Annotated in this window: 17 protein-coding genes; 7 read left to right on the top strand and 10 right to left on the bottom strand. The window is 47.9% G+C overall.

Annotated features, from left to right (window positions below; genetic code table 11):
* Positions 1 to 123: 123 nt before the first annotated feature.
* The 4 genes from AABK39_RS25615 to AABK39_RS25600 all read right to left on the bottom strand — a co-directional run bounded on the left by AABK39_RS25615 (position 124) and on the right by AABK39_RS25600 (position 4926).
* Complete coding sequence (locus tag AABK39_RS25615; RefSeq protein ID WP_338391134.1) at positions 124 to 1242, bottom strand: IS4 family transposase; 1119 nt, start codon at positions 1240 to 1242, stop codon at positions 124 to 126.
* A 373-nt stretch (positions 1243 to 1615) separates the two neighbouring features.
* On the bottom strand, positions 1616 to 3922 hold the full coding sequence (locus AABK39_RS25610) for a heavy metal translocating P-type ATPase (protein WP_338396051.1): 2307 nt from the start codon (positions 3920 to 3922) through the stop codon (positions 1616 to 1618).
* Between the two features lie 99 nt (positions 3923 to 4021).
* The gene (locus AABK39_RS25605) at positions 4022 to 4234 is read right to left on the bottom strand and encodes a heavy-metal-associated domain-containing protein (protein WP_338396050.1); all 213 of its coding nucleotides are present in this window, start codon (positions 4232 to 4234) and stop codon (positions 4022 to 4024) included.
* A gap of 107 nt (positions 4235 to 4341) precedes the next feature.
* The gene (locus tag AABK39_RS25600; protein ID WP_338396049.1) at positions 4342 to 4926 is read right to left on the bottom strand and encodes an AraC family transcriptional regulator; all 585 of its coding nucleotides are present in this window, start codon (positions 4924 to 4926) and stop codon (positions 4342 to 4344) included.
* Positions 4927 to 5315: 389 nt separating this feature from the next.
* On the opposite strand from AABK39_RS25600, the gene AABK39_RS25595 reads away from it, so the two are divergent.
* On the top strand, positions 5316 to 6107 hold the full coding sequence (locus AABK39_RS25595; protein WP_338396048.1) for a glycoside hydrolase family 16 protein: 792 nt from the start codon (positions 5316 to 5318) through the stop codon (positions 6105 to 6107).
* Between the two features lie 228 nt (positions 6108 to 6335).
* Here AABK39_RS25595 and AABK39_RS25590 read toward each other — a convergent pair whose 3' ends face one another.
* From AABK39_RS25590 to AABK39_RS25570, 5 genes are all read right to left on the bottom strand, one after another.
* Entirely contained in the window at positions 6336 to 6749 is a 414-nt protein-coding gene (locus tag AABK39_RS25590) for an arsenate reductase ArsC (protein WP_338396047.1), read from the bottom strand.
* Between the two features lie 82 nt (positions 6750 to 6831).
* Positions 6832 to 7671, bottom strand: coding sequence for an arsenite methyltransferase (locus AABK39_RS25585; protein ID WP_338396046.1), 840 nt, complete (start codon positions 7669 to 7671; stop codon positions 6832 to 6834).
* Between the two features lie 315 nt (positions 7672 to 7986).
* The gene (locus AABK39_RS25580) at positions 7987 to 8325 is read right to left on the bottom strand and encodes an ArsR/SmtB family transcription factor (RefSeq protein WP_338396045.1); all 339 of its coding nucleotides are present in this window, start codon (positions 8323 to 8325) and stop codon (positions 7987 to 7989) included.
* Positions 8326 to 8528: 203 nt separating this feature from the next.
* Positions 8529 to 9572 carry an alpha/beta hydrolase gene (locus AABK39_RS25575; protein ID WP_338396044.1) on the bottom strand — a complete coding sequence of 348 codons (1044 nt, stop codon included), beginning with the start codon at positions 9570 to 9572 and terminating at the stop codon, positions 8529 to 8531.
* Between the two features lie 105 nt (positions 9573 to 9677).
* Positions 9678 to 10274 carry a hypothetical protein gene (locus tag AABK39_RS25570; protein WP_338396043.1) on the bottom strand — a complete coding sequence of 199 codons (597 nt, stop codon included), beginning with the start codon at positions 10272 to 10274 and terminating at the stop codon, positions 9678 to 9680.
* Positions 10275 to 10635: 361 nt separating this feature from the next.
* On the opposite strand from AABK39_RS25570, the gene AABK39_RS25565 reads away from it, so the two are divergent.
* From AABK39_RS25565 to AABK39_RS25550, 4 genes are all read left to right on the top strand, one after another.
* Positions 10636 to 11037 carry a hypothetical protein gene (locus tag AABK39_RS25565; protein WP_338396042.1) on the top strand — a complete coding sequence of 134 codons (402 nt, stop codon included), beginning with the start codon at positions 10636 to 10638 and terminating at the stop codon, positions 11035 to 11037.
* A gap of 346 nt (positions 11038 to 11383) precedes the next feature.
* Complete coding sequence (locus AABK39_RS25560) at positions 11384 to 15763, top strand: CusA/CzcA family heavy metal efflux RND transporter (protein WP_338396041.1); 4380 nt, start codon at positions 11384 to 11386, stop codon at positions 15761 to 15763.
* 283 nt (positions 15764 to 16046) lie between these two features.
* Positions 16047 to 17225: an efflux RND transporter periplasmic adaptor subunit gene (locus AABK39_RS25555; protein WP_338396040.1), complete on the top strand. Its 1179-nt coding sequence runs from the start codon at positions 16047 to 16049 to the stop codon at positions 17223 to 17225.
* A 550-nt stretch (positions 17226 to 17775) separates the two neighbouring features.
* Entirely contained in the window at positions 17776 to 18387 is a 612-nt protein-coding gene (locus AABK39_RS25550; RefSeq protein WP_338396039.1) for a hypothetical protein, read from the top strand.
* 90 nt (positions 18388 to 18477) lie between these two features.
* Here AABK39_RS25550 and AABK39_RS25545 read toward each other — a convergent pair whose 3' ends face one another.
* Positions 18478 to 20529 carry a M3 family metallopeptidase gene (locus AABK39_RS25545; protein ID WP_338396038.1) on the bottom strand — a complete coding sequence of 684 codons (2052 nt, stop codon included), beginning with the start codon at positions 20527 to 20529 and terminating at the stop codon, positions 18478 to 18480.
* A 400-nt stretch (positions 20530 to 20929) separates the two neighbouring features.
* Here AABK39_RS25545 and AABK39_RS25540 point away from each other — a divergent pair, with 400 nt between their 5' ends.
* Complete coding sequence (locus AABK39_RS25540; RefSeq protein WP_338396037.1) at positions 20930 to 22825, top strand: DUF3413 domain-containing protein; 1896 nt, start codon at positions 20930 to 20932, stop codon at positions 22823 to 22825.
* A gap of 80 nt (positions 22826 to 22905) precedes the next feature.
* Complete coding sequence (locus AABK39_RS25535) at positions 22906 to 24858, top strand: LTA synthase family protein (RefSeq protein ID WP_338396036.1); 1953 nt, start codon at positions 22906 to 22908, stop codon at positions 24856 to 24858.
* The last annotated feature ends 101 nt before the right edge of the window (positions 24859 to 24959 follow it).

The following is a 24959-nucleotide window of genomic DNA, read 5'->3' as shown; positions in this document are numbered from 1 at the left end:
TTAAATCTTAGCCTCCAGTACTTTATCTCGGCTCCCTTTTTAGGAAATAAATTACCTCCAAATACTTGCCCTTCGAAAAGTATTGAGTTGTCGATATCCCATTTCACTTTTATAGGGTTGAAACTAAGTACATGACAAAAATAGCCCTGATAATCTCTCGATCTTCGTTTCGACCTTATTAATCAGAGCGTGGGCTATTTCCTCAAGGCCGTACGAGAAAAAGCTTTTCGCCCTTCTCCCGTGTTTTTTGATTTTGATCGGCTCCTCCTCTTCGTGTTTGAAAATCCCGATATTATACGACCAGATAAACGCTATTGCTATGACACACAGCAACTTGTTTATCCTTTCGTAATCTTGTAAATGCGTATCCTCAAGGTTGAAGCCCGCACTTTTGAAGCCCCTGAACATGGTTTCTATCTGCCAGCGTTCACGGTAGATTTCTAAGCTTTCCCGAGTGTTTTTCGGAGACGCGAGGATCAAGTATTCGAGCTTTCCGTTCTCGATGTACTTCATTCCCGAAACATACACCTTCACCTTGGTGATCGTCACGGAAGTCGGATGAAAATAGGCGACTTTCAGCTTATGGGGCGCAAACAATCGCCTGGCGTTTACGAATCTTCCGCCATGCAACCCTATTAACGCGTTTTCCTTGATGCGGATATAAAAAGGGATCCCGTGTTCCAGCAGGAATTCCCACCATTCTTCGCCGATAAATTCCCGGTCAGCGGTAATGCGTTCGATCATATCCGCACCGAACCATTCGATAAACTTCCCGAGAAGACCTTTTCGTTCGGCCGTGCTCGAATTCCCCTTCTTGTCCCCAAGCACTTTCCATATCAACGGAATACCCACGCCTTTGTATACAACGCAGAGAAACAGCAAGTTGATGTTCCTTTTCCCGAACTTCCAGTTGGTCCGGTCAATGGCGATCCGGTATTTCCCTTTGACGGGAATCATCCTGATGATAAGCCGGGAAAAGCCCTCTTCCGGAAATTCGAATTTGGCAAAGAAACGCTGAATCCTCCTCATGTTGGACGTCACCGTAGCTCCCGAATCGTATCCTTCCGAAAGGTGTCTGAAACCAACCTTTTGGACTTTGATCAACGAGGTTATCAGGTAACAAAGCAGTTTTAGTCGGGCCTTATTCAGTTTCTTTAACTCGGGTTCACTGGTAATTAAGGTCTGTAGTTTTGTATATTCGAACTGGCTTTCCAATCGTTTTGCGGGTTTAAGTTTGGTCACTCAAAATTACGCAATGATTCGGAAAGCCATTTTTTGTCATGTACTGTGGGGTTGAAAATTAATTGATTAAGTTCAAAAACTTTTTTCAGTTCAAATATATCGGATGAATGTGCCAGATTATTTATTTTCCAAATTTGTAAGCCTACAGGCTCACCTTCCAAGCCATATGACTAAAAATATAACTATAAAATTAATTTATAAAATAAATCACCGCACTCATGAAGGTGTAACTACTATTGCACCATGACTATAGCGTGTATTCGAGCCGATAAGACATCATATAGGCACAGTTTCTGACCTTTTTTACATTTCACAAAAAAAGCGCAAACCCCAAAAGGAATGCGCTCTAATCATCCAATATTCTAATAAAGAATCAACCCAACTTTTTCCCCCTAATCCGCAGGCTATTGGTTACTACAGAGACGGAGCTGAAGGCCATAGCCGCCCCGGCGATCATCGGGCTAAGCAGAAAACCGAAGAACGGGTATAATACGCCGGCGGCTATCGGAATACCGATCAGATTATAGAAGAACGCCCAAAACAGGTTTTCCTTGATTGTGCGGTCCGTAATCCGCGAAAGCCGTATCGCTTTGGCGATATCTCTCAAGTCGCCTTTGACCAAAGTCAGGTCGGCGCTCTCGATGGCGATGTCCGTGCCGTGACCCATCGCAATGCCCACATCGGCTAGGGCCAGAGCGGGGGAGTCGTTGATGCCGTCGCCTACCATGCCTACTTTCAGGCCTTTTTTCTTGAGTTTCTTAACGTGTTTGGCTTTGTCTTCCGGCAGGGCTTCGGCTTTTACCTTGTCTACTGCCACCTGTTTTGCTATCGCTTCGGCTGTGGACATATTGTCACCTGTAAGCATGTGTACTGATACGCCTAGGTTCTTGATGGCTTGGACCGCTTCTTTAGATCCATCCTTTAGTTGGTCGGCGATGGCCAAGACGGCCAAAGGTTTTTTGTTCTGCCCGAAATAGACTACCGTTTTCCCTTCGACTTTCCAGTTTTCCGCCATTTGGGTAAGTTCTTCTGGTACCTTTTCCACCTTTTCGTGCAACATTTTTTCGTTGCCTACCCAATAAGTCCGTCTTTCGGCTTTGGCCGTAAGCCCTTTGCCGGGAACACTTTCTATATCATGGAGTTTGAAAGGGCTTTCCTCATCAAAATAATTGGCTACGGCGCTGGCCAGCGGGTGCTCCGAGTGCAGTTCCATTTCCCTAAGCACACCTTTGTAGTCTTTCTGCTCTTCCACTTCTCCCTCAAAGTGAACCGCTGTGACTTCGGGCTTTCCCTTGGTTAGCGTTCCCGTTTTGTCGAGAATCACGACATCCAAAGTCTTTAGGGCTTCCAGGCGTTCGGCGTCTTTTATCAGGATTCCGTTTTCGGCTCCTTTTCCAATTCCCGCCATCAGGGCCGTTGGCGTGGCAAGGCCCAATGCGCAAGGGCAGGCGATCACCAATACTGTTACCGCCGTGATAATGGCGTAGGAAATATGGGGTTCGGGTCCGAAGACGTACCATACGCCAAAGCTTATCAAAGCGATAAGGATAACTATTGGTACGAATACGGAGGCGATTTTGTCGGCGAGTTTTTGCATTGGCGCTTTACTGCCTTGCGCGTCACGCACCATATTGATAATCCGCGACAGCATCGTGTCCGACCCCGTTTTGGTGACCCGTACGGTTAGCGTTCCTTTTTGGTTGACCGTTCCGCCGATTACCGTATCGCCTTTTTTCTTCGAAACCGGAAGCGGTTCACCACTGATCATGCTTTCGTCTACATATGAGGAGCCTTCCTCAACGGTGCCGTCCAGCGGAATCCGGTTGCCGGGCAATACCCGTACAGTATTGTTTACCGCTATCGCTTCTATTGGCTGTTCCTGCAACTCACCGTTTACGACCACCAGCGCCGTTTTGGCCTCAAGGCTCATCAGTTTTTTGATGGCCGAAGAAGTTTTTGACTTCGCGTTTTCTTCCAGGTATTTCCCCAAAAGAATAAAAGCCACGATCACGGCCGCCGATTCGAAATAAACATGCGTTGCGAAGCCCTGGTTTTTGAGATAAGCCGGATAGATGGTGTTAAAGGCGCTAAAGAGGAAGGCTGCCCCCGTACCCATAGCAATCAGCGTATCCATATTGGAAGACCCGTGCATGGCTTTTTTCCATGCGCTGGTAAAGAAATCGTGTCCGCTATAAACGAGTATGATTAGGGTCAAGACCAGACTGATCCAGTTCGCATAAGGAAAAGAGGGGAAAACCATAGCGAGCAACACCACCGGTACCGCCAACACAATAGCGACAACCATTTTGTTACGCGCTTTCTTGCGGTGTTGTTCTTTCTCCGCTTCCAGAGCCTGCTGTTCCGCCGCCGATTCGCCTACCAGCCCGTAGCCCACGTCCGTAAGCTTGACCTTGATCTCGTTGATCTTAACGGCGTCCATATCGTATTCCATCGCCACGGTATTGTCGGCGAAGTTGACTTTAGCCTCTTTTACGCCCTCAATGCCATTGAGCACGTTTTCGACGCTGGCCGCACATCCGGCGCAAGTCATGCCCGTGACGGTGTAATTTTCCTTTACGATTCCCATATCGTTAATAGCTTGTGTTAGTGCCCGGTTTATCAATACCCGGACACTCAACTGCTTCCAGTAAAGCGGTGCGGTGCGTTTGCTTGTGTCCAAGGGTTTGTCTTAATGAACCCGAGGACCCGAATCGCTTTACTATTTTACTCTGTACTATTTAAGAGAAATTCGTAGCTTTTGGTTCACCCGAGGCGCATATTAGGCTGGTTCGCACTCAAAACCGAACTTCTTCACGGCTTCGGTTACTTTCTCCCCAACCTCGGGGTTATCAACTTCTACGGTCAAAGTTTTGTCAGCGCTGTCGGTATCCACCGTCCAATTTTGTACTCCCTCCATTTTGTCAAGAGGCCCTTGTACTTTTGAAACGCATCCGCTACACATCAGCGTAGTTTTGAATTTTAATGTTGCCATAACTTTATAAAGGTTAGTTTATTTTTCAGGTTTGAAATTATATGGTCTTGACAGACTGATTCTTCAATTATAGGCTTCCGAAAACGGATGCTTTAGAACCAAGAAAATCAGGATTTCCCTGTTACCTGATCTAAAAACATCCTCTTATTCTCTTTGACTTTAAGAAAATGACTGGGCGAAAGCCCCGTAACCTTCCTAAACTGCCCCGAAAGGTGCTGGACAGATCTATACCCCAATAAATCAGCGATTTCGCTTAATGTATTTTGTCCATAGACCAGTACTTCTTTAGCCCTTTCCACCCTTTGCGCTATTACATATTTTTCAAGTGTGACACCTTCCACAGATGAAAAAATCTTACTCAATTGTCTATAGTCAGCTTTCAGTTTATCGGCTAGAAAAGAGGCGTGTTTTCCGGGAGCGATTATTTCGGGGTTATCCGATCTCAACGCTTCTATTACGGCCAGCTTGATCCTTTCCGTGGTTTGGGAATGGGCGTCTTCAAGTAATTCGAAACCTAAGCTCTCCAACTTTTCGCATAATGCCAGTTTACCGTTATGGCAAAGAGTTCGCTTCAAGACGATCTCGCCTAGGTTTACCTCGGTATATTCGATATCCAGTTCGTCAAGTGCTTTTCGGACTGCGGCTATGCAGTGCCGACACACCATGTTTTTGACATTTAGGGTTATGGGCATCGGTGTTTCGGTTTGGTCTGGCGGAGGGAATCCAGATGTTGGCGCAAGGCATTGGTGTGGATCCCTGCGCCAAGTTTGGATTATTTCGGATTGGTACCGGTTACTTTCCGCCTATTATTGGGTTCGTAACTTTACAAATATGGGGATGGAACGGGAAATGTTATTTACATAATCTGGAATAATTGTTATATGTTCCCGGTTTTTTCAGAACACCCATTCCTAATGGGTAGCTAGGGATTATGGAGATTTCCGCAAGGAGGTTATTCTTGTTTTTTCGCTTGATTTTCCCCCGCAAAAACGTTTGTGCTGAAAAATAGACAGGTTAAATCTATGACTGTGTTGTCGTGTACGTAATTTGCGCCCTTTGTAACATTTTTGAAGAAGTGAAAATGAGAATATTGTTTTTTTGCGTCCTGATGATGGCGCTTTTTTCCGTGAATCTGAAAGCGCAGGATTATAAGCGTGACAAATGGCAGTTAGTGTGGTCGGAGGAATTTGACAAGGACGGCTTGCCCGATCCGGCCACTTGGGGCTACGAGGTAGGCTTTGTGCGCAACAAGGAGGCCCAGTATTATACGAATGCCCGCAAGGAAAACGCCCGTGTGGAAAACGGCAATTTGGTGATCGAGTCGATCAAGGAAGATTACAAAGGGGCCAAATACACCTCGGCGAGTATCAATACCTTGGGCAAGGTGGATTTTCAGTACGGCCTGATAGAGGTGCGGGCCAAAATTCCGGGCGGACGCGGCATCTGGCCGGCGATCTGGATGCTGGGCACCAACCGCTCAAAAGTGGGCTGGCCCAAATGTGGCGAGATCGATATAATGGAATATGTGGGCTACGATGTGAATACGGTTTACGGAACGGTTCATACCGAAACGTTCAGCCGTGGAAAACAAAAAGGGGGAAAGATTAAAACGGAGAAACCTTTTGAAGGATATCACCTTTACGCCGTGGCTTGGTACAAGGACCGAATCGATTTTATGTTTGACGGCGAGGTGTATTTCACGTTCAAAAACCCGAACAAGACCGAAGCCGAATGGCCGTATGATAAGCCAAGTTACCTGTTGCTCAACACGGCCGTAGGCGGATCTTGGGGCGGAGCCAAAGGAATCGACGACAACATCTTCCCGAAAAAGTATTTTGTGGATTACGTCCGCTATTACAAGCAGAAGAAATAAGCTGACGTTATAAAGGAAGGGCTTGCCTTGTCTGTATATTGGCCTTTCGTTTTTAAAGTTTTGAAGAATAAAAAATCCCGAATGGAACTGGTTTCCGTTCGGGATTTTTTGCTGAAAATAAGTGGGTGGAGTCTAAAGCTCGCACCAGTTTTGGGTTATCGTTTCTTGGCTAATCGGCGCGGTACCTAATACTTAATACCAAATACCGAGTACCAATCAAACAAATCATTAGAACCTCTCGGCCACAAACTTCTCGCAGAAGTCTTGGATCATATTGCGGACACGCTCGAATTCGGCCATAATTTCCTCTTCGGTTCCAGTGGCTTTGGCCGGGTCCGGGAAGTTGTAGTGTGTTTTCTCCGCTTGGGTAGGGAAGTAAGGGCAACGCTCCTTGGCGTTATCGCAGACGGTGATCACGTAATCGAAATCCACGTCGGTGTATTCGTCCACGAGGTTGGATGTGTGGTTCGAAATATCGATGCCTATGCGCTTCATTACCTCGATGGCTTTGGGGTTTACGCCATGCGTTTCTACGCCGGCGCTGTATACCTTGGCTTTTCCTTCGGTGAGTTTAGCGAGAAAACCGTGCGCCAACTGGCTACGGCACGAGTTGCCGGTACATAATACGAGGATATTTTTCATAGTCTTGGATTGTCTTCCTTTCAGTTTTTATAAATAAAAAACCGCCTCGGATTACAGCAAAAGGCGGTTTTGACATTCAGAATCAGCAACAACCGGATCCGGGTACGCAAGCGGGTTTTTCGGCGTAGACCGTTACGCTGTAGATGCCGTTTTCGGATTCGATAAATTCTTTGGCTTTGTTCTCGTCCATAAATTTGGCGAGAAGCTCTTGGGGCAAGTCGATTTCGCGCAGTTTCTTCACTTCGATATTGCGGAAGCCGGCGTCGGCGATATGGCTGAGATAAAGGTCGATATTGATGGCGCCGGAGACACAGCCCACGTACATTTCGGCGTCTTGGCGGAGCTGTTCCGGCATTTCGCCTTTCAGTACCACGTCCGAGACGCAGAAATTTCCGCCCGGCTTGGTCACCCTAAACATCTCCTCGAAGGCTTTCGGCTTGTCGGGCACTAGGTTCAGCACGCAGTTACTGATAATCGTGTCCACGCGATTACCGCCGATCGGCATTTTCTCTATTTCGCCTTTGCGGAATTCCACGTTGTTGAATCCCAGTTTGTCGGCATTGTCACGGGCTTTGTCGATCATCGCCTCGGTCATGTCCAGACCGATTACCTTTCCTTTTTCTCCCACGATTTCCCGAGCCACAAAGCAATCGTTGCCGGCGCCGGAGCCCAAATCGAGTACGGTTGAGCCTTCCTTGATTCCCGCGAACTCGGTGGGAATACCGCAACCAAGGCCAAGGTCGGCGTCTGACTCGTAGCCTTTTAGTTTGGAGTAGTCTTCGGCGAATACGGCGTAGTCTACCGTGGCGCATGATCCGCCCACTCCGCAGCAGGACTGTTCGTTTTCCTCCTTGCTCTGGTTGGCGATGGCCGCGTATTTCTCGCGGACGGTTTTCTTGATTTCTTCGGATGACTGTTTCATAGAGGAATCTCGGCTTAAGGTTTTTTCTATGTATTAGGTCTCAGGCTTTAAGTATTAGGCGTTGTCTCGATGATTTTCTTTAGGGCCTAATACTTAGGTGTTATTCGTAATCAGCAAGAAAAACAATCTTTAAGGACTCTTAGTCGCTTTTAAAGAATGACTTAGGTATAACGTAATGTAACGATTATGTAAGCCCTGATTCATCTCTCATATAGTACCAAACACACCCGGAAAATCTGTTTGTGAATCGGAGAGTTGAAACAATGGGTTTTTAAATCACCTCCGGCAGTCTTTTTATTGTTTACGTTGCTCCGTTTAGCAGTCGCAGTCGCAGTCGCTTTTGGGCGAGAACATGCCGAACAAACCGCCGATACTGTCTTGGGCTTGTTTCCACACTTCGGGGTTTACGCAGTATTTGACCTTCGGCGGGTTGATTTCGCCTTTGATAAGGCCCACTCGCTTCAGCTCGCGCAAATGTTGGGAAATGGTGGATTGCGAAATGTCCAGCTCATCGACCAGTTGGCCGCAGATACATTCCTTTTGGCGGATCATATATTGGAGGATCGCTATCCGGGCCGGATGGGCCAAGGCTTTTGCAAAATCCGCCATGCGGTTCTGTTCCTCGCTGAATGCTTCTTTTTTTGTAATGCCCATCTGCTTTCTCCTTTTATCGTATCGCAATATTACGATTGATTTTCTATATAACTCAAATCGGAACGAAATATTTTTCCGATTTGGGCTTTTCCGCTGTCTTTTGGAGTATGGTTTTAGTTTAGAAAACGTTGGATACGAAAAAAAGCCGAAGCAAAGCCCCGCCTTTTTCTGTATGGATTGTGTACTTGTGTGAAGCTGGTTGACTATTTCCCAAGCTTACGGAGGAAAAACTCAGTCCAGGTTTCGCCGGAGGGGTCGGCGTAGAGTAACGGATCTTTTCCGTAATACGCCACTACCGCCACACCGGCGCTTTCGGCATGTTCCTTTATCGCTTTGGCGTGGTAAGCGTGGTGGTTTAGGATATCTGTCGAAGCTGGTGCGACTACTTCGGTAAAGATATTTTCTACCCATATTTCCGGATCGTCAGGGCTTATATGGTCCAGCATATCCACTTGTTTCCGGTATTCGGTTATTTCGTCCGTGTTGTATTCCGAGGTATTCGAGATGCCGTAAAACTGCGCCAGTTTGCCAGTGCTGGTACTTGCCATCTCTTCGAACGTAAGGCCGTAATCTCCGAAAACGTCATCGGGCCAGCGCTCCAAATCGTAAGTGGATTGGGTTTGCCGGATGGCGATGCCCAAGACTCTGGTTGATTCCCGCAATACTGGGTCGTCGTTTTCGGGATCGGACATATCGTCGCTTGTCGCTATCCAAAGCGAGGTTCCGGCGCCGGCGGAGTTGCCTCCCAAGGCTATTTTTGTTTTGTCAATATTGAAATCGTCGGCCCGGTGGCGGATATATTGCAGGGCTCGCTTTACGTCGGAGAGCGGTTTGATTACGCCCTCTTTATCATTCTCATCCAATAGCGTATACCTGATGCTTGCGAAGGCTATTCCGTTATCGAGAAAACTGCGGATATCGGAAGGGAAATCCCATTTTCCGTTTTTCTGAATTGAATACGCATACTCTTTGTTGCCGCTGGTAAAGCCTCCGCCGTGAATGTAAATCACCAATGGAGTAGGCGTATCCGATTCCGGCAAAAAGATATCGAAGCTGGTGCGGGATTTATTGTCGTAAAAGATGTCTTTGGCGAAATCCGCCTTTATGTTACCCAAATCGATTGGGGAGTCCGTGAATTCCGGAAGGTTATTTTCCGGGGTCGGAGTATCATCGGAAGAGGACGAGCAAGATAAAAGGCCAAAAGTCAAAAAGAGTGTGGCGGTGAAAATCTTTAAAATGTGCGTCATAAAACAGCGAGTCTTTAAATTTACCGTTTGACGCAGATGACTCTTGAAGGTTTAATCATATAAAAAATAGGAGTGGTTTTTTTTGTAATAGGGTGGAGCGGATCTTTAGGGAAGAAGTCTGAAATGAATCAGAATATCGTTTCCTTTTCGCCAACGTATCCACCCTTTGGGCGATTTAGATTTTTCCTCTTCAGAGGCCGTGTCCTCGGGTTCTTCAAACCATGTGTCCTTTATGGCCTCAACATATATCCATTCAGAGTCTTTTCGATTAAAACGAATAAAAGAAAGTAGATTCTGATCTTTAAGGTCCACTCGCTTTGATAAAAGATCGGGCTGTTGATGCACAGTTAGTTTTGTCCCGAGTAGGATGTCGTTCTGGACTAGTAAATAGGAGAAAGACTCAAAGCGGTGTCTTTTATTTCGCAGTAGGTATTTGAACTCCGACTTGTTGATCTTGATTTTATAAAACAGGGGAAGAATCTCAATACAAACCGGGTTAAGGATACTGTACTCGGGATAAAAAAACTGTGGGCGGAAGCTGTTGAGATGGGTCGAGATATTTGCCAAAAGATCTTCTTTGCCTGATTTATGATGAACAAACCGAACCTTTTCAGTAGTAAAAATACTGATGAATTTATCGCTAGTGTTTGGGCTATTATAAATGTGGAGAGTATCACTCTTTCCCAGTTCTGATATCTTCATGGATATCCATCCCTTAGGGCTGGAAAATGCTTCGGTGGCAAAAAGGAAAAGACAGAGAGGAAAAAAAGTGAGCGATATGTATATCTTTCTTGTCATTTCTCGTAGTTGTTTTTTGCAATATAAACAAAAGGAAATTGGGTGTTAAGGACCAGGTTTTGATTACTCCCCAAGGGCTCGGCCCCCATTTTTTCATAAAGGCTCTTGAATGTCATTTTGACAAACACCACATTAGTTTAGACAATTCAAATCAATCGCTAAAAAAGGGCAACACACGGCCACCACGCTTCGTTATTTAGTCCGAAAACATTTCTAAGGCCGTTCATTTATCATTACCTTGGCCGGAAATTATAGCTACAAGGATTTGGACAAGCTTAGGTACATCTTATTCATCGTGTCGTTGTCGGTAATGACCGGACACGATCTGTTTCCGCACTGCGACGTGTTCGAGCACGTTGACGGTTTGGAGAACGGGATGACGCAGAATGTGCCGGAAAGTCCCTTGTCGCAAGTCGGTGATCTTTTCAGCTCGATGCAACACGCCCGTGGCCAAAACTCTTTGGAGTATGTGGTAGAGGCCGGTGAGTTGGCGTCGGTGGAAGCGGGGGCCTCAACGCCTTTGTTTGGGTTGGAGATTTTTGCTGACAATGGCTTTATCGGTTACGCAAACCGAAAAAAGCAACGATTCAGGGATCCGGTACTGTTTAAGCCCGGTTATGTTTCGCATTTTTTCTCGCTAAGGGGTCCTCCGTCTGTTTTTTCATAATAGCTTATTCCTGTCGGAAAAATCAATCCCGAAATTCCTTTACAAAGCTTATTGTTGGTTTGTAATGACCTGTAAGTGAGTTGTTTACAGCGATTTTGTGTAGTCTTTGATTTCTGTCCGACAGAAAATCAGCCGTCTTTTTATTCTTAATCCAACGGATTCGCCATTGGGGCGAAACGCCGAAGGCACGCCTGTGCCTTGTATCAAATAGCTTTCGGAATACAGGAAAATACGCCACTCAGACATTGGCGTAAACCAAGCCCGCAATTTTGCCAACGGCGATTTTGCCTTGGGCCTGCTATACCTGTATTCCGGTAGCGGGATTCCATTCAAAAGCAAATTCGACATGCTAGATAAAATCATTGAGTTTTCGATCAAGAACAAGCTGGTGATCGGGATACTGACCTTGGCGCTAGTGGGCTGGGGCTTGTATTCGGCCATCAAGCTACCGATCGACGCCGTGCCGGACATTACCGACAACCAGGTGATGGTCATTACCGTGTCGCCCACTTTGGCAGCGCAGGAGATCGAGCGTCTGGTGACTTTTCCGGTGGAACAGTCCATGGTGTCAATCCCCAATATTTCTGATATGCGGTCTTTCTCCCGTTTCGGTCTGTCCATCGTGACGATCGTTTTTGAGGAAGAAGTCGACCTGTACTGGGCCCGGCAACAGGTGCAGGAGCGCCTTTCGCTGGTTCAGGGCGAGATTCCCGAGTCTATCGGAAAACCGGAGATGGCGCCGATCACTACCGGCCTTGGGGAAATTTACCAATACACCCTCTACCCGGAGCCGGGTTACGAGGACAAATACGATGTGGCCGAACTGCGTACGATTCAGGACTGGATAGTGAAACGCCAGCTGTTGGGTACGCCCGGAGTGGCGGAAGTCAGCGGTTTCGGTGGTTATGTGAAACAATATGAAATCGCCGTCGATCCGGACAAGATGGCCGGGCTTGGCATTGGCTTCGGCGATATTTTCGAAGTCTTGGAGCGCAACAACCAGAATACGGGCGGCGCTTATATCGACAAAAATCCGAAGGCCTATTTTATCCGTGGCGAAGGTTTGGTCAACAGTCTTGAAGACCTTGAGAAAATCGTGGTGAAAATGGACGGCGACGGCCTTCCGGTGATGATCCGCGATGTGGCCGAGGCCCGTTATGGCAACGCTATCCGCTACGGCGCCGCCACCCGCAACGGTGAGGGAGAAGTGGTGACGGGTATCGTGATGATGCTCAAGGGAGCGAATTCTTCGGAAGTGATTTCCGGAGTGAAGGAAAAGATCGAGCAGATTAAGGAAAGTCTTCCCGAAGGCGTGGGTATCCGCCCTTTCCTCGACCGTAAAAAGTTAGTGGACAACGCGATCGGAACCGTTTCCAAGAACTTGGCCGAGGGCGCTTTGATCGTGATTTTCGTATTGATCTTCTTTTTGGGGAATTACCGGGCGGGACTTGTCGTGGCTTCGGTTATTCCGCTCGCTCTGCTTTTCGCTTTCGCGATGATGAACCTGTTTGGCGTATCGGCCAACTTGATGAGCCTCGGGGCCATCGACTTCGGTTTGGTGGTGGACGGCGCCGTGATTATCGTGGAATCGGTGATGCACGGAATAAGTACCAGCGGAAAGCGCCACAAAGGCGTGGCTATCCTGAACCGTGAGCAGATGGACGGCGAGGTATTCTCCGCAACCAAGAAAATTCGTAGCTCGGCGGCCTTCGGCGAGATTATTATCCTGATCGTTTACTTGCCGCTTTGGGCGCTTGTGGGTGTGGAAGGCAAGATGTTCAAACCGATGGCGCAGACGGTTTCCTTCGCTATTTTGGGTGCTTTTATCCTGTCACTCACTTACGTACCGATGATGTCGGCCTTGGCGCTGAGCCGTAAGGCCGAGCACAAACCGAATTTCTCGGACAGGATGATGGATTTTTTCCAGAGAATTTATCGTCTGGTAATAGAGAAGGCTATAGTAAGGAAAAAGACGGTTATCGGTATCGCCGTAGGCCTTTTTGTCGTGTCAGTAATCGCTTTTAATAATATGGGAGGCGAGTTTATTCCGCAACTTGATGAGGGCGACTTTGCAGTGGAAATGCGTGTCCCAACGGGAAGTTCCATGCAACAGGCCATCGAAACGTCAACCAAAGCCCAGCGGATTATCCTTTCGCAGTTTCCGGAGGTGGACCAAGTGGTAAACAAGATCGGTTCCGGCGAAATCCCGACCGATCCGATGCCGATTGAGGCCGGCGATATGATGGTGATCCTGAAACCCAAGGACGAATGGACCAGCGCCGAAACAAGGGAAGAGCTGATCGAGAAAATGCAAGCCTCGCTTTCCGTACTTCCCAACGCTACTTTCAGCTTCCAACAGCCTATCCAAATGCGTTTTAACGAACTCCTGACCGGAGCGAAGCAAGACGTTGTGATCAAGATCTACGGCGAAGATCTGGACGAACTGGCCCGGTTGGCCAAAGAAGTCGGATCCAAAATCAAGTCGGTGGACGGCGTGGAAGACCTTTACGTAGAGGAAATCACGGGACTTCCGCAAATCAACATAGAGCTTGACCGGGATAAAATCGCCACTTACGGAATGAGCGTTGAAGACGTGAACTGGACCGTGGCTATGGCCTTTGCCGGACAGTCGGCGGGCAAAGTGTATGAAGGCGAACGCCGTTTCGATCTGATGGTTAGGCTAAACGAAACCGCCCGCGCCGATATTGCGGACGTGCGCCACTTGTTCGTAAAAAGCCCGGCGGGAGAGCAGATTCCCCTAAGCGAACTGGCGGCGGTGACTTATAAGTCCGGCCCGATCCAGATCCAGAGAGACCAAGCCAAGCGCCGAATCACGATTGGTTTTAATGTCCGCTCGCGCGATGTGGAAAGCATCGTGGGAGATATCAAACAGATTATCGGAACAAAAATGGAGATGCCTGCCGGCTATTACGTAACCTATGGCGGTCAGTTCAAAAATCTTCAGGAAGCCACCAACCGTTTGGCCGTTGTGGTTCCCGTCGCTTTGCTGATGATTTTTGTGTTGCTCTATTTCACCTTTGGTTCGATAAAACAAAGCGTTCTGATTTTCTCGGCGATTCCGATGTCCGCAATCGGCGGAATCTTCGCCTTGATTATTAGAGATTTGCCATTTAGTATCTCGGCCAGTGTCGGCTTTATCGCTTTGTTTGGAGTGGCGGTGCTCAACGGTATCGTACTTATCGGCGAGTTCAACAGATTGGCCAAAGAAGGCTACGACGATATTTGCGAACGCGTATTGAAAGGAACACAAGTTCGTCTGCGTCCGGTACTGATGACGGCTATGGTGGCCTCTCTGGGCTTCTTCCCGATGGCTATTTCAGGTTCTGCCGGCGCCGAGGTACAGCGTCCGTTGGCTACAGTGGTTATCGGCGGCTTGTTTACTGCCACATTGCTTACGCTTATCGTATTGCCGGCGCTTTATATCTATTTCACCGAAGGTTCCGAGAAGAAGAAAACGCCGAAGGCTGTGGCCGTCGCGGGTATGCTTGCCTTCCTGGCTTTGTTCTCCTCGCCGGCGATGGCGCAGAACGCTCCCCGAACGGTTAACCTGAATCAGGCGATAGAGGAAACCTTGAAGAATAACGGCAAGGTGAAGGAGGCGAATCTCCGTACCGATCTGGAAAGGGAAGGCTTGAAAGGGGCAATTAACCTTTCGAAAACGGATGTGGAATACAATTACGGAAATATCAACAATCCGGATATTAACGACAACGCGATCAGCGTAAGCCAACGCCTTGAATTCCCGACCGTTTACGGGAGCCGGCGGAAGTTGGCCAAAAAGCGGATAGAAGCCAGTGAGCGCTTGGCGGCGATGACGGCCAACGAACTGATAGCGGAGGTGAAGCGCGCGTATCTGCGTGGCGTTTACCTTAGCGACAAACGCCGGTTGCTGTTGCGCCAAGACAGCGTGTTCGCCTCTTTGGCCAAGTCCAGCGACTTGCGTTACAAAACCGGCGAATCTACAAAACTGGAAAGCGTAACCTCGGCCGTTCAGGCCCGCCAATTGCGCAACCGCTTGGACCGCAATACAGCGGATTTGGAAATCGCCTTGACGGAATTGCAGGTTTTGTTACAAACGGAAGACCCACTGTTTTTGGCCGATAGCCAAATGCGTCGCGAGGATTTGGATATTCCCGAAGGGGAAGGAGCCTTGGCCGCTAATCCACTGCTTCAGTATTTGGAACAGGAAAAAGAGGTCAGTTCCCAGCAAGTGAAAACCAAGCGTCAGGATTATATGCCCGAGATAACGTTTGGCTACAGCAGTCAGACTTTTAAGGATACGCCCAACTCTGGCGGAGGCACATATTCTTCCGGCGACCGTTTCGGCACATACCAAGTGGGCTTGGCGATACCCCTGTTTCCGGGCGGAAGAAGCGCCAAAGTGCGTTCGGCCAAAGTAAAGGAACGCATGGCCGAGAACAGTTTGGCTACCGCTCGCCAAAGTATGGAAGGAGAACTGAAGGCTCTGGCGCAAGAGTACGGAAAACAGCGCAACACGGTGGATTATTATCAGGAAGAGGCCCTTCCGCAAGCCGATTTGATTCTGGATCAATCGGCGAAGGCCTTTGCGGGCGGAGATATTTCCTATACGCAACACCTTCAGAACCTTAATCTGGCTTTGGAGATTCAGTCCGCTTATCTGGATGAGCTTTTTGCCTATAACCGCTCTGTTATTGATGTGGAAAAACTGGTGGGCAAGAAGTAATTAAAGGACAATTAGAGAATAAACGCCCTGTCTGGGCCCAAGGATGAAATTCCATTTATCAGGACAGCACCTAAGTAGTACAAAGTAAATAGTAAAGAGACTGCTCGAGGATTATCTAAAACCGAATAAATCAACAGGTTAAATCTTCAAACACTCTTCGGTTTAAACATAAGCTATTTCACTGGATGCACCTAGTACCTAATACTTAATACCTGATACCTAATACCCATAAGAGGTTTATTCTCTCTCCATTCCTAAAAAGTAACGACTAAAAAATAGAGACATGAAATTTTCCATAAAATATAGATTGCTGGTATCGGTGTTGGCGCTTTCCGGAGCTATAGCTTGCCAGAATTCTTCTTCGGAAGGTCAGGACACTTCCGGTATGGCCGAATTGCCTTTGGAGCAGACTCCCGTAAACTTTAACGCCGAGCAGTACAACTTGGCTGGTTTGAAATCAGGGAAAGTGACTGAGCGGGAGATCAGCGCTCCCGTAAAGCTGAACGGCCGTGTCAGCGTTTCGCCGGAGGGCGAAGCTTTGGTGTCGGCGCCTTTTGGCGGGTATTTGCGCTCGCCGGGCAGATTGGCCGGGCAGGCTGTCCGCAAAGGAGAGGTTTTGGCCGTGTTGGAGAATCCCGAGTTCGTGACTATGCAGGAGGAATATCTCGAAAGCCGAAGCCGGACACGGTTTCTGAAGGCGGAGTTTGAGCGTCAGTCCGCATTGCGCGAGGCAGACGTGAACGCCGAGAAGACTTACCAGCGCGTTGTGTCGGAGTATGAGACTTCGAAAGCTCGTACGGCTGGTTTGGAGAAAAAGATCCGTATGGCCGGCATCGATCTTAAGTCGGTTCGCCGTGGCGATATCAGCTCTACGGGCAGGGTTTATTCGCCTATCGCCGGATTTATTTCCGAGAGCAAAGTGAAGCGCGGCGCTTACGTTAAGGCCGAGGACGTTCTCTTTGCCGTGGTGGACAAGGAAAAACGCCAGCTTTCACTCCGCGCGTTCGAAAGCGATCTTCCGGGTTTGGAAGAGGGGCAAAGCATACGTTTCTCATTGGCCCGAGGCGGGCGCAAGCAGTACGGCGGAACGGTGATGCTGATCGGAAAAGTGGCCGGCGAGGACAAGACCGTTCCTGTATACGCCAGTTTGGGAGAAGAAAGCTCAGGCAAGGTTTTGCCGGGAATGAATGTGAAAGCCAATGTAGCTACCGCTACCGCCCGCCGTTTGACGGTTCCGGACGAAGCTATTGTCCAGCTAGACAACAAGGATTATTTGGTGGAACAAAAGCGTGAAGGACAAGGCTACGTTTTCCGGCTTCGGGCCGTAAATCCGGGCATTAGCCAAGACGGATATACGGCGGTCAGTATTTCTAGAAACTTTGATGTGGCCAATACCGTCATCTTGACCGACAACGCTTATGCGGTTTTGTCGGCCTTGAGAAACTCGGCTGAGGAGGAATAGTGGAATTGGAGTGAGATAAAGGGCGAAGCGTGCTTTGTGTACGTGTGTTTTTATTCAAGTGGTTGGTTATTAGTGATTTTGTCTCATAATAAAATCACGTCGCCCTTTATTTATCTCACTTGATTCAAGACAAATATTTAAGCCTAAATCGATATAATATTGTCCAGGGAATTCGGATTTCCGGTTCGGAAACCGATGTCGCTGAAAAGGTGCCGGAACCGCATTAATTTTTTTCGGAATTTGGAAGATAATCGGGCAAGTATTTTCGGTTTACGGCGTTCATAAAAGTGAATAACGCGAGCACAATAAGTTGAGAAAGCAACGGGCTGAGAGGTTTGTTGCTTTTTTATGTTTGGCGGTATAATCCTGAAAAACCGGATAAAGCCTTATATTGCCATAGTTAATCCTAATTTCATGGATAAAATCTGGACGAAGGAATTTTTTGTAGAGTCGGATCTGGATTTTGTCGTCTAGGAACAGCCAAATCTGAATTGGTATTAGATTTAAGGAACTTTATCCATTAGACCAGATAGATCTAAATTGATCGTGAATGAAGCGGGCTTTTTTGCTATACTTGATCGGATTGTGTTTGTCGTTTGTGGCCGAAGCCAAGAAGTTTGACGGCGTTATCATAAACGGCGACGATACTGTTGCGGTAACTTTTATCTTTCCTGTAGCGGATTCCCTTGACCGGTCTTTTTACCGCCGGATTCAGTCGAGAATAAGGTATATTGACGGAAATGGGAAACGCAGAATGCTAAGGCCTCGAAACGCCGAGGAAATCTGTTTCAGGTTTTATTCCAAAGAAATAAGAATGATGTCCGTCAGTAATACTCTGGGTTTGGGGAGCGTGTTCGCTACGGATTCCCGGATTTTTCTGAGATTGAAAGAAGATGGCGCTTTGCGTTTGTACAGTTATTATTCTAGCGCTACGCAAACTGAGGATGGCGCTACAGCTGGCGGGACTTACGATATAGAGGAATTTATATTGAATAGAGGGGCAACGAGTTTTAAAGTGCCTTACAACTGGTCTTTTACGGAAAAAATGACTGAGTTTTTTAATGATTGTCCCGGCTTGGCGCTGTTGATCAGCGCTGGGGATTTAAGACGAGAAGACATCCATGTTATTGTTCGGATGTATAATGAGAAGTGTGGTGGATAAGAAATAAAGCGTATCTTTTTAACGCATTAAAAAAACCGGACGGAAATACCGACCGGTTTTTTAGTGCTTTGCTTTTATGTCTATAGAAGATCAGTTGGAAAGTCCGGCTTTGCGGAGTAGCGCTTCAGCGTCGGGCTCTTTGCCCCGGAACCTTTTGTAAAGGGTCATGGGGTGTTCCGATCCTCCGGCGGAAAGTATGTTTTTGCGGAACTTCTCGGCGGTGTCTTTGTCGAAAATGCCTTTTTCTTTGAAATGCTCGAAAGCGTCGGCCTCCAATACTTCAGCCCATTTGTAGCTGTAGTAACCGGCTGAATACCCGCCTTGGAAAATATGCGAAAACGAGCAGGACATATTTGTTCCGGGTACTTTCGGGAGTAGTTCCGTGGCTTCCATGGCGGAGCCTTCGTATCCGTAAACGTCGCCTTCGAAAGGCTCCGTACGGTTATGCCAAGCCATGTCCAGACGGCCAAAACTGATTTGGCGGACGAACTGGTAACCTTCCATAAACACTGCGCTGTCTTTGATCTTCTGGATCAGGTCGGCGGGGATGTCCTCGTCGGTTTCGAAGTGTTTGGCAAAGATGTCGAGACATTCTTTCTCGTAAGCCCAGTTTTCGAGAATTTGGGAAGGAAGCTCCACAAAATCCCAGAAAACGTTGGTGCCACTGAGAGTCTCATATGTACCGTTGGCGAGCATGCCGTGCAGGGCGTGGCCAAACTCATGGAACAGTGTGGTAACCTCGTTAAACGTAAGCAACGACGGTGTACTGGCCGTTGGTTTGGTGAAATTGCAAACGATGGACACGTGCGGGCGATGCTCGCTATCGTTCTCAACGTACTGCCCTTTGAAGCTGGTCATCCAAGCGCCGTTACGCTTAGTGGCCCTCGGGAAGAAATCGGCGTAGAATACGGCCAAGTGTTTTCCGTTAGCGTCGTTTACTTCGTAGGCGGTAACGTCGGGGTGGTAGACCGGAATGTCCTTGTTGGCCGTGAAAGTAAGGCCGTAGAGCTTTTGGGCTACTTCGAATACGCCGTCAACCACTTTTTCCAAACGGAAATACGGCTTCAGGATTTCGTCGTTGATATCGAATTTCTCTTTTTTGAGCTTTTCGGCGTAATAAGCCCAGTCCCAGCGCTGAAGTTGGTCAATGCCGTCAGTCTTTTTGGCGAAGTCAGCCACTTCGGCCACGTCGCGTTCGCCGGCGGGTTTGGCTTTTTTCAGAAGTTCGTCCAGAAACTCGTCCACTTGCTGGGCGCTTCCTGCCATGCGCTCTTCCAAGATAAAGTCGGCGTGGGAGCGGTAACCCAATACTTTGGCGCGCTCTAGCCGAAGGTTTACTATTTGGCGAACAATTTCCTCGTTGTTGCGGTCGTTGTCGCGGAAGGCTTTGGAACCGGCTGCGATGGTCATCTGCTTACGCAATTCACGGTTATCTGCGTAAGTGACGAATGGGATGTAGCTAGGGAATTCGAGCGTAAATACCCACTTGTCTTCGTGGTTTCGGTGGCGGGCCGTTTCGGCCGCCGCTTCCTTCACGAATCCGGGTAAGCCGGCCATGTCGTCTTCGTTGTCGATTACTAACTCGTAGTCGTTGGTTTCTTGAAGCACATGCTCGCCGAATTTGAGCGTAAGCTGCGATAGTTTTTTGTCGATTTCCCTGAGCTTCGTTTTTTCCTCTTCGCCCAAAAGCGCCCCGTTACGCACAAAGCCTTTATAGCTTTTTTTCAGCAAAGTTTTTTGTTCCGGAGTCAGTGAGGGGTTGTTCTTTTCGGCTTCGAAAACCGTTTTTACCCTGTCGAAAAGTTTCGGGTCGAGAAGGATATCGTTTGAGTATTCCGTCAGGATAGGGGAGAACTCCTGAGCTACGGTCTGGATTTCCTCGCTGGTCTCTGCCGAATTAAGATTGAAGAATACGGAAGAAACCAAATGCACGTCGCGTCCTATTCGCTCCAGCGGTTCTATGGTGTTTTGGAATGTAGGGGCCTCTGCGGTGTCTTTGATGATGACAAGGCTTTCTTTGGCCTCGGCTATCCGCTCTTTCAGGGCCGGCAAAAAGTGTTCGGGATGGATCAATGAGAACGGGATTGTGCCGAAAGGGGTATCAAACTCGTTCAGTAATGGATTTTTTCTTTTCAAACTCATATTTGGATACGGTTTTCTTTTTTCTTCTTCGACACCCAAGGCTATGGGGAAGTTGGAGTGTGTGCGGACCGTTTGCGCCAGCAATAAATAGTCTTGAGGTGGTTATGCGCTTACAGAGCCTAAGTTTCTGTTGTTGCGGATTCCCTTTGGGTATTTCCAACAGCAATTGAACCAAAGCGCTGTTATTGAGTGAAAAATCATTCGATAGAGGTCGGGAAAGTGTTCCCGCAGACGTTTTTTGACTCGTTTGTTTACTCGAAACTAGCTTTTTCGGGCATAGCATTCAACAAATTCCGGTTAAAGCGGTACCTGTGGGAAATTCCTTCGGAAAGGTTTGCTAAATTTGCGCGACCTTTTCGTTATGTGAGGGTTACCCCAGGTGGTGGTTTTTTAAATATTGATGATGGAGAAATCTGTAGGAATAGTATTTTATAAGAAACAGCCGCGAAAGGCGCTGTTGTATTGGGCCTTTTGGCTTTGCTTGCTGAACGGTTTGGTGATGACCCTGATCGGGACGCGCTTTGCCGAGCATATGGGGACTTTGGATACGGGTTGGGCTTGGCTCTATGTGGCCCTGACTACGGCGGGACACTTTAGCGTGATGGCTTTCTTGCCCTTTCTGTTGGTGAGCCTGCCTGTAACGCTCGTTTTGCCCAAAAAGTGGCTGGTGATATCACTAACGGTATTGGCCACTGTGTTTGTGGACGCCGTTTTGTTGGCCGACGCGGCCATATTCGCCCAATACCGTTACCATATCAACGGCTTTGTGCTCGGATTGCTTTTCGGTGGTGCGGCCGGCGATATTTTCCAGTTTTCCGCAATGTCATATGTTCTCGCCATTGGCGGAATATTGGGAGCTTTGGTAGCCGTATTTATCGTTGCGGAGGTGTTTTGGAGACTGGCTTTGTACCGCCGACTCCGTTTCGGGGGCGTATTATTCGGTCTGTTGCTGTCGTTTATGGTGGCTTCGCATTTGATGCATGCCGTGGCTGACGCTTCTTACTATCGCCCGATAACAAAAGTGGCGAGGTTTTTCCCGCTTTATTATCCGCTTACGGCCAGCAAAGACCTTTATAAATGGGGAATAGTGGACCAGGAAGAGGCGCGCAAAAACGCTTCTGACGTGGGAGTAGGGCTTGCGTCTACGGATTTGGTTTACCCTAAAAAAGATTTGGCCTTCGGTGCTTCGGCCGATTCTCTTAATGTGTTGCTGATCAGTATCGATTCTTGGCGATATGATATGCTGGATTCGGCCATTATGCCTAATCTCAGCGCTTTTGCCGACAGCGCTGTGGTGTTTGATAAGCACTATAGCGGATCAAACGGTACGCGTGGCGGTATATTCTCGTTGTTTTACGGACTGCCTAGCCTGTACTGGAACGCAATGAAGAGTACCGGGACGGAAGCCATTTTGATGTCTGAAATAAGGAAAAGAGGATATGAGGCGGGCATCTTTACGTCGGCTGCGTTGACAAGTCCGGCCTTTGACAAGACTGTGTTCGCCGGGTTCGATTCCTTGCGTTTGCGTACCGAAAACGCAGAGCCGAACGTAGTGTGGGGACGTGACCGTCAGATTACCCGAGAATGGAAAGAGTTTACTGCGGAGCGTGCGGGGACAAAAGGCAAGAAGCCGTTTTTCGGATTTTTGTTCTATGACGGCCCACACGGCTATAGTCATCCAGAAGGCGAACAACCGTTTTTGCCGGCTTGGAAAGAGCCTAATTACTTGGCTTTGGACAATGACACGGACCCCGAGCCGTTTTTTAATCTCTACAAAAATACTGTACACTATGATGATAAGCTCTTGGGACAGGTATTTGCCGATTTGGAAAACAAAGGGCTTGCGGACAATACTATCGTGATAATCACGGGCGATCATGGGCAGGAGTTTAATGACAATAAACAGAATTACTGGGGGCATGGAAGCAATTTTACCGATGCCCAGATCCGTGTGCCGCTGATAGTGAAATGGCCGGGAAGAGCGCCTCAAAAGATCAGCAGAATGACTACGCACTACGACGTGGTGCCGACGCTGATGGCACGTTGGTTGGGTTGTGAAAATCTGGCTTCGGATTATGCCTTCGGCAAAGATCTGTTTGGCAGGGCGAGCCGAAATTGGCTGATTTCCGGGAGTTACGACAACTTCGGAGTAGTGGAAGATGACCGTATTACGGTGACGTTTCCTACCGGAAATTACGAGATCTATGATCGGGACATGAATGAGCTGAACGAGAACATCAGGGCGGAAACGATTAATGCCGCTTTGGGAGAGGTTAATACCTTTTATCGGAAATGATCAGTAGAGACAGGGCGTGTCCTGTCTGTACATTTAAGGTTGAAAATAAACTAATCGGATAAAACCGAAACAGATACGGAATGAGATTAAGGGAAAGAACGGTGAAGGATCCCTTCCTGAGCCAAGTGATCAAATACTTTAAGGCCTTTGGGCTGGCTATGGGCCTTTTTGTGGTGGCCCGGCTGGTGTATGTTTTGCGTTTTGGCGGTTGGGATGTAGTAACGGGGTTCGCTCCCGATTTGCTTAAGGCATTCGCTCAAGGATTACGTTTTGACGCACAGGCTGTTACCTACGGATTCCTTCCGTTGGTACTGCTGATTTTGCCTTTGATGTTTACAAGAAGCAAAGCGTATTTGAAGTTCGCCAACCGGGCTTCGGTTGTCTGGCTGACCTTCGCCTTTTTCGTGTTTACGACCTTATTGGTTTGTGACCAACAGTTTTACGCCTTTTTCCAATCGCATATTAACGTATTGGCTTTCGGGCTGGTTGAGGACGATACCTCAGCCGTGCTTACGAGTATGTGGACCGACCATCCGGTTATACGTTTGGTATTGTTGACGATTACGACAGTGGTGGTGGCCAATATTGCCTTGAGAAAGATATTCAGTACGGAGACTAAGCGCTATACTTCGAACGTTCTTCAGAGTTTGGGCGTGTTCTTGGGCTTCGCGCTGTTTGTGTTCGTGTGTCTCCGTGGTTCTTTGGGAACTTTCCCGTTACAGGTCAAGAACGCTTCCGTATCGGATAACGCATTTGTAAATACCGTAGCGCCGAACGGGTTGTTTACCTTTATAAAAGCGGCTGGCGCCAAAGACAATACCCGAGAGAAAACCGATCCTGCGAAGCTATTGGCTAAGTTTGGATATAAAAGTGTAGGCAAGGCTTCGGAAGTCTATTTTGGAGAAAACAGGGGCGACGATATCGTAAAGACGATGTTTGCCCGCACGGCGAAGGACTCATTATTGGAAGTCTTAAAACCAAACGTTGTTTTTGTGATGATGGAAGGGATGGGCAACCATTATATTGATTTCCAAAGTGAGAAGACGAACGTACTGGGGCGTTTGGACAAGCACATGAAAGAGGATATCGTGTTCAGGAATTTCCTTTCCGGGCAAAACGGGACTATCGGAAGCTTGGAACGCTTGGCCATTACTGCTCCGTTTACGCCGATTAGCTCCACACCGCATCGCTTCAAGACATTTGAATCATCGGCAGCTTATCCGTTTTCTCGGGCCGGCTATTATAGTAGCTTTATCAGCGGCGGTTATGTAGGCTGGCGCCATCTTGATGAGATGTTGCCTAAGAACTATTTTGACCAAGCCATCGGTAAATCGGCGATATTGAAAGACGTGGAAGGCTCCAAGGAAAATCCGACCTGGGGTGCGTATGACCAATATCTGTTCGATAGGATATTTATGCAATTGGAGCGAGGGAACGGTCAGCCTCAGTTTGTATTTGCCCAAACAACAAACAACCATACGCCTTACGAACTTCCCGACGATTACAAGGCTTATCCTATCGCCTTGCCAGAAGATTTGAAAAGCGTGTTGGTGGAATCTGAGGAAATGGCAGTAAAATGCCTGACGGCCTACCAATACGCCAACGATTGCTTGGGGGCGTTTATGGATCAACTGAAGGCTTCCCCTTTTGCGGAAAACACCATAGTGGTGGCTACGGGCGACCATAATATCCGTAACCTTGTGAACTATGACAAGTACAATGACTTGATGGCCAAATACGGTGTTCCATTGTATATGTACGTTCCGAAGAAGTTACGCGAAAAGCTGGAAGTGAACACCGAAAGATTCGGTTCACACAAAGATATATTCCCCACTGTATATAATCTGGCATTGTCGGATGCGGAGTATTTCGACGCTGGGGTGAACTTGTTTGGCAAAGCTGGGCAATTTGATGATTTTTCGTTGAACTCGTCATATGTCGGGGCGTCAGACTCTGTTGATAACAAACAGGTAGAGGATAGAATCAAGGCTCGCCAGGTTTTGATCGAATATTATTTCAATGAGAAATTTTAAAAAAGGAGTCGGGAACCCAAAATAAGAATACTAGTTTTGGTGTAAACGGAATAACTATCCGTTCCTTTTATATCGGAAAGAATCCCATAGTTTGTTTCTGT

Origin of the sequence: Fulvitalea axinellae (assembly GCF_036492835.1) — a bacterium.
Lineage (GTDB): Bacteria > Bacteroidota > Bacteroidia > Cytophagales > Cyclobacteriaceae > Fulvitalea > Fulvitalea axinellae.
Note: the sequence above shows the minus strand (reverse complement) of the source record. Positions and strands in the feature narration are given on the sequence as shown.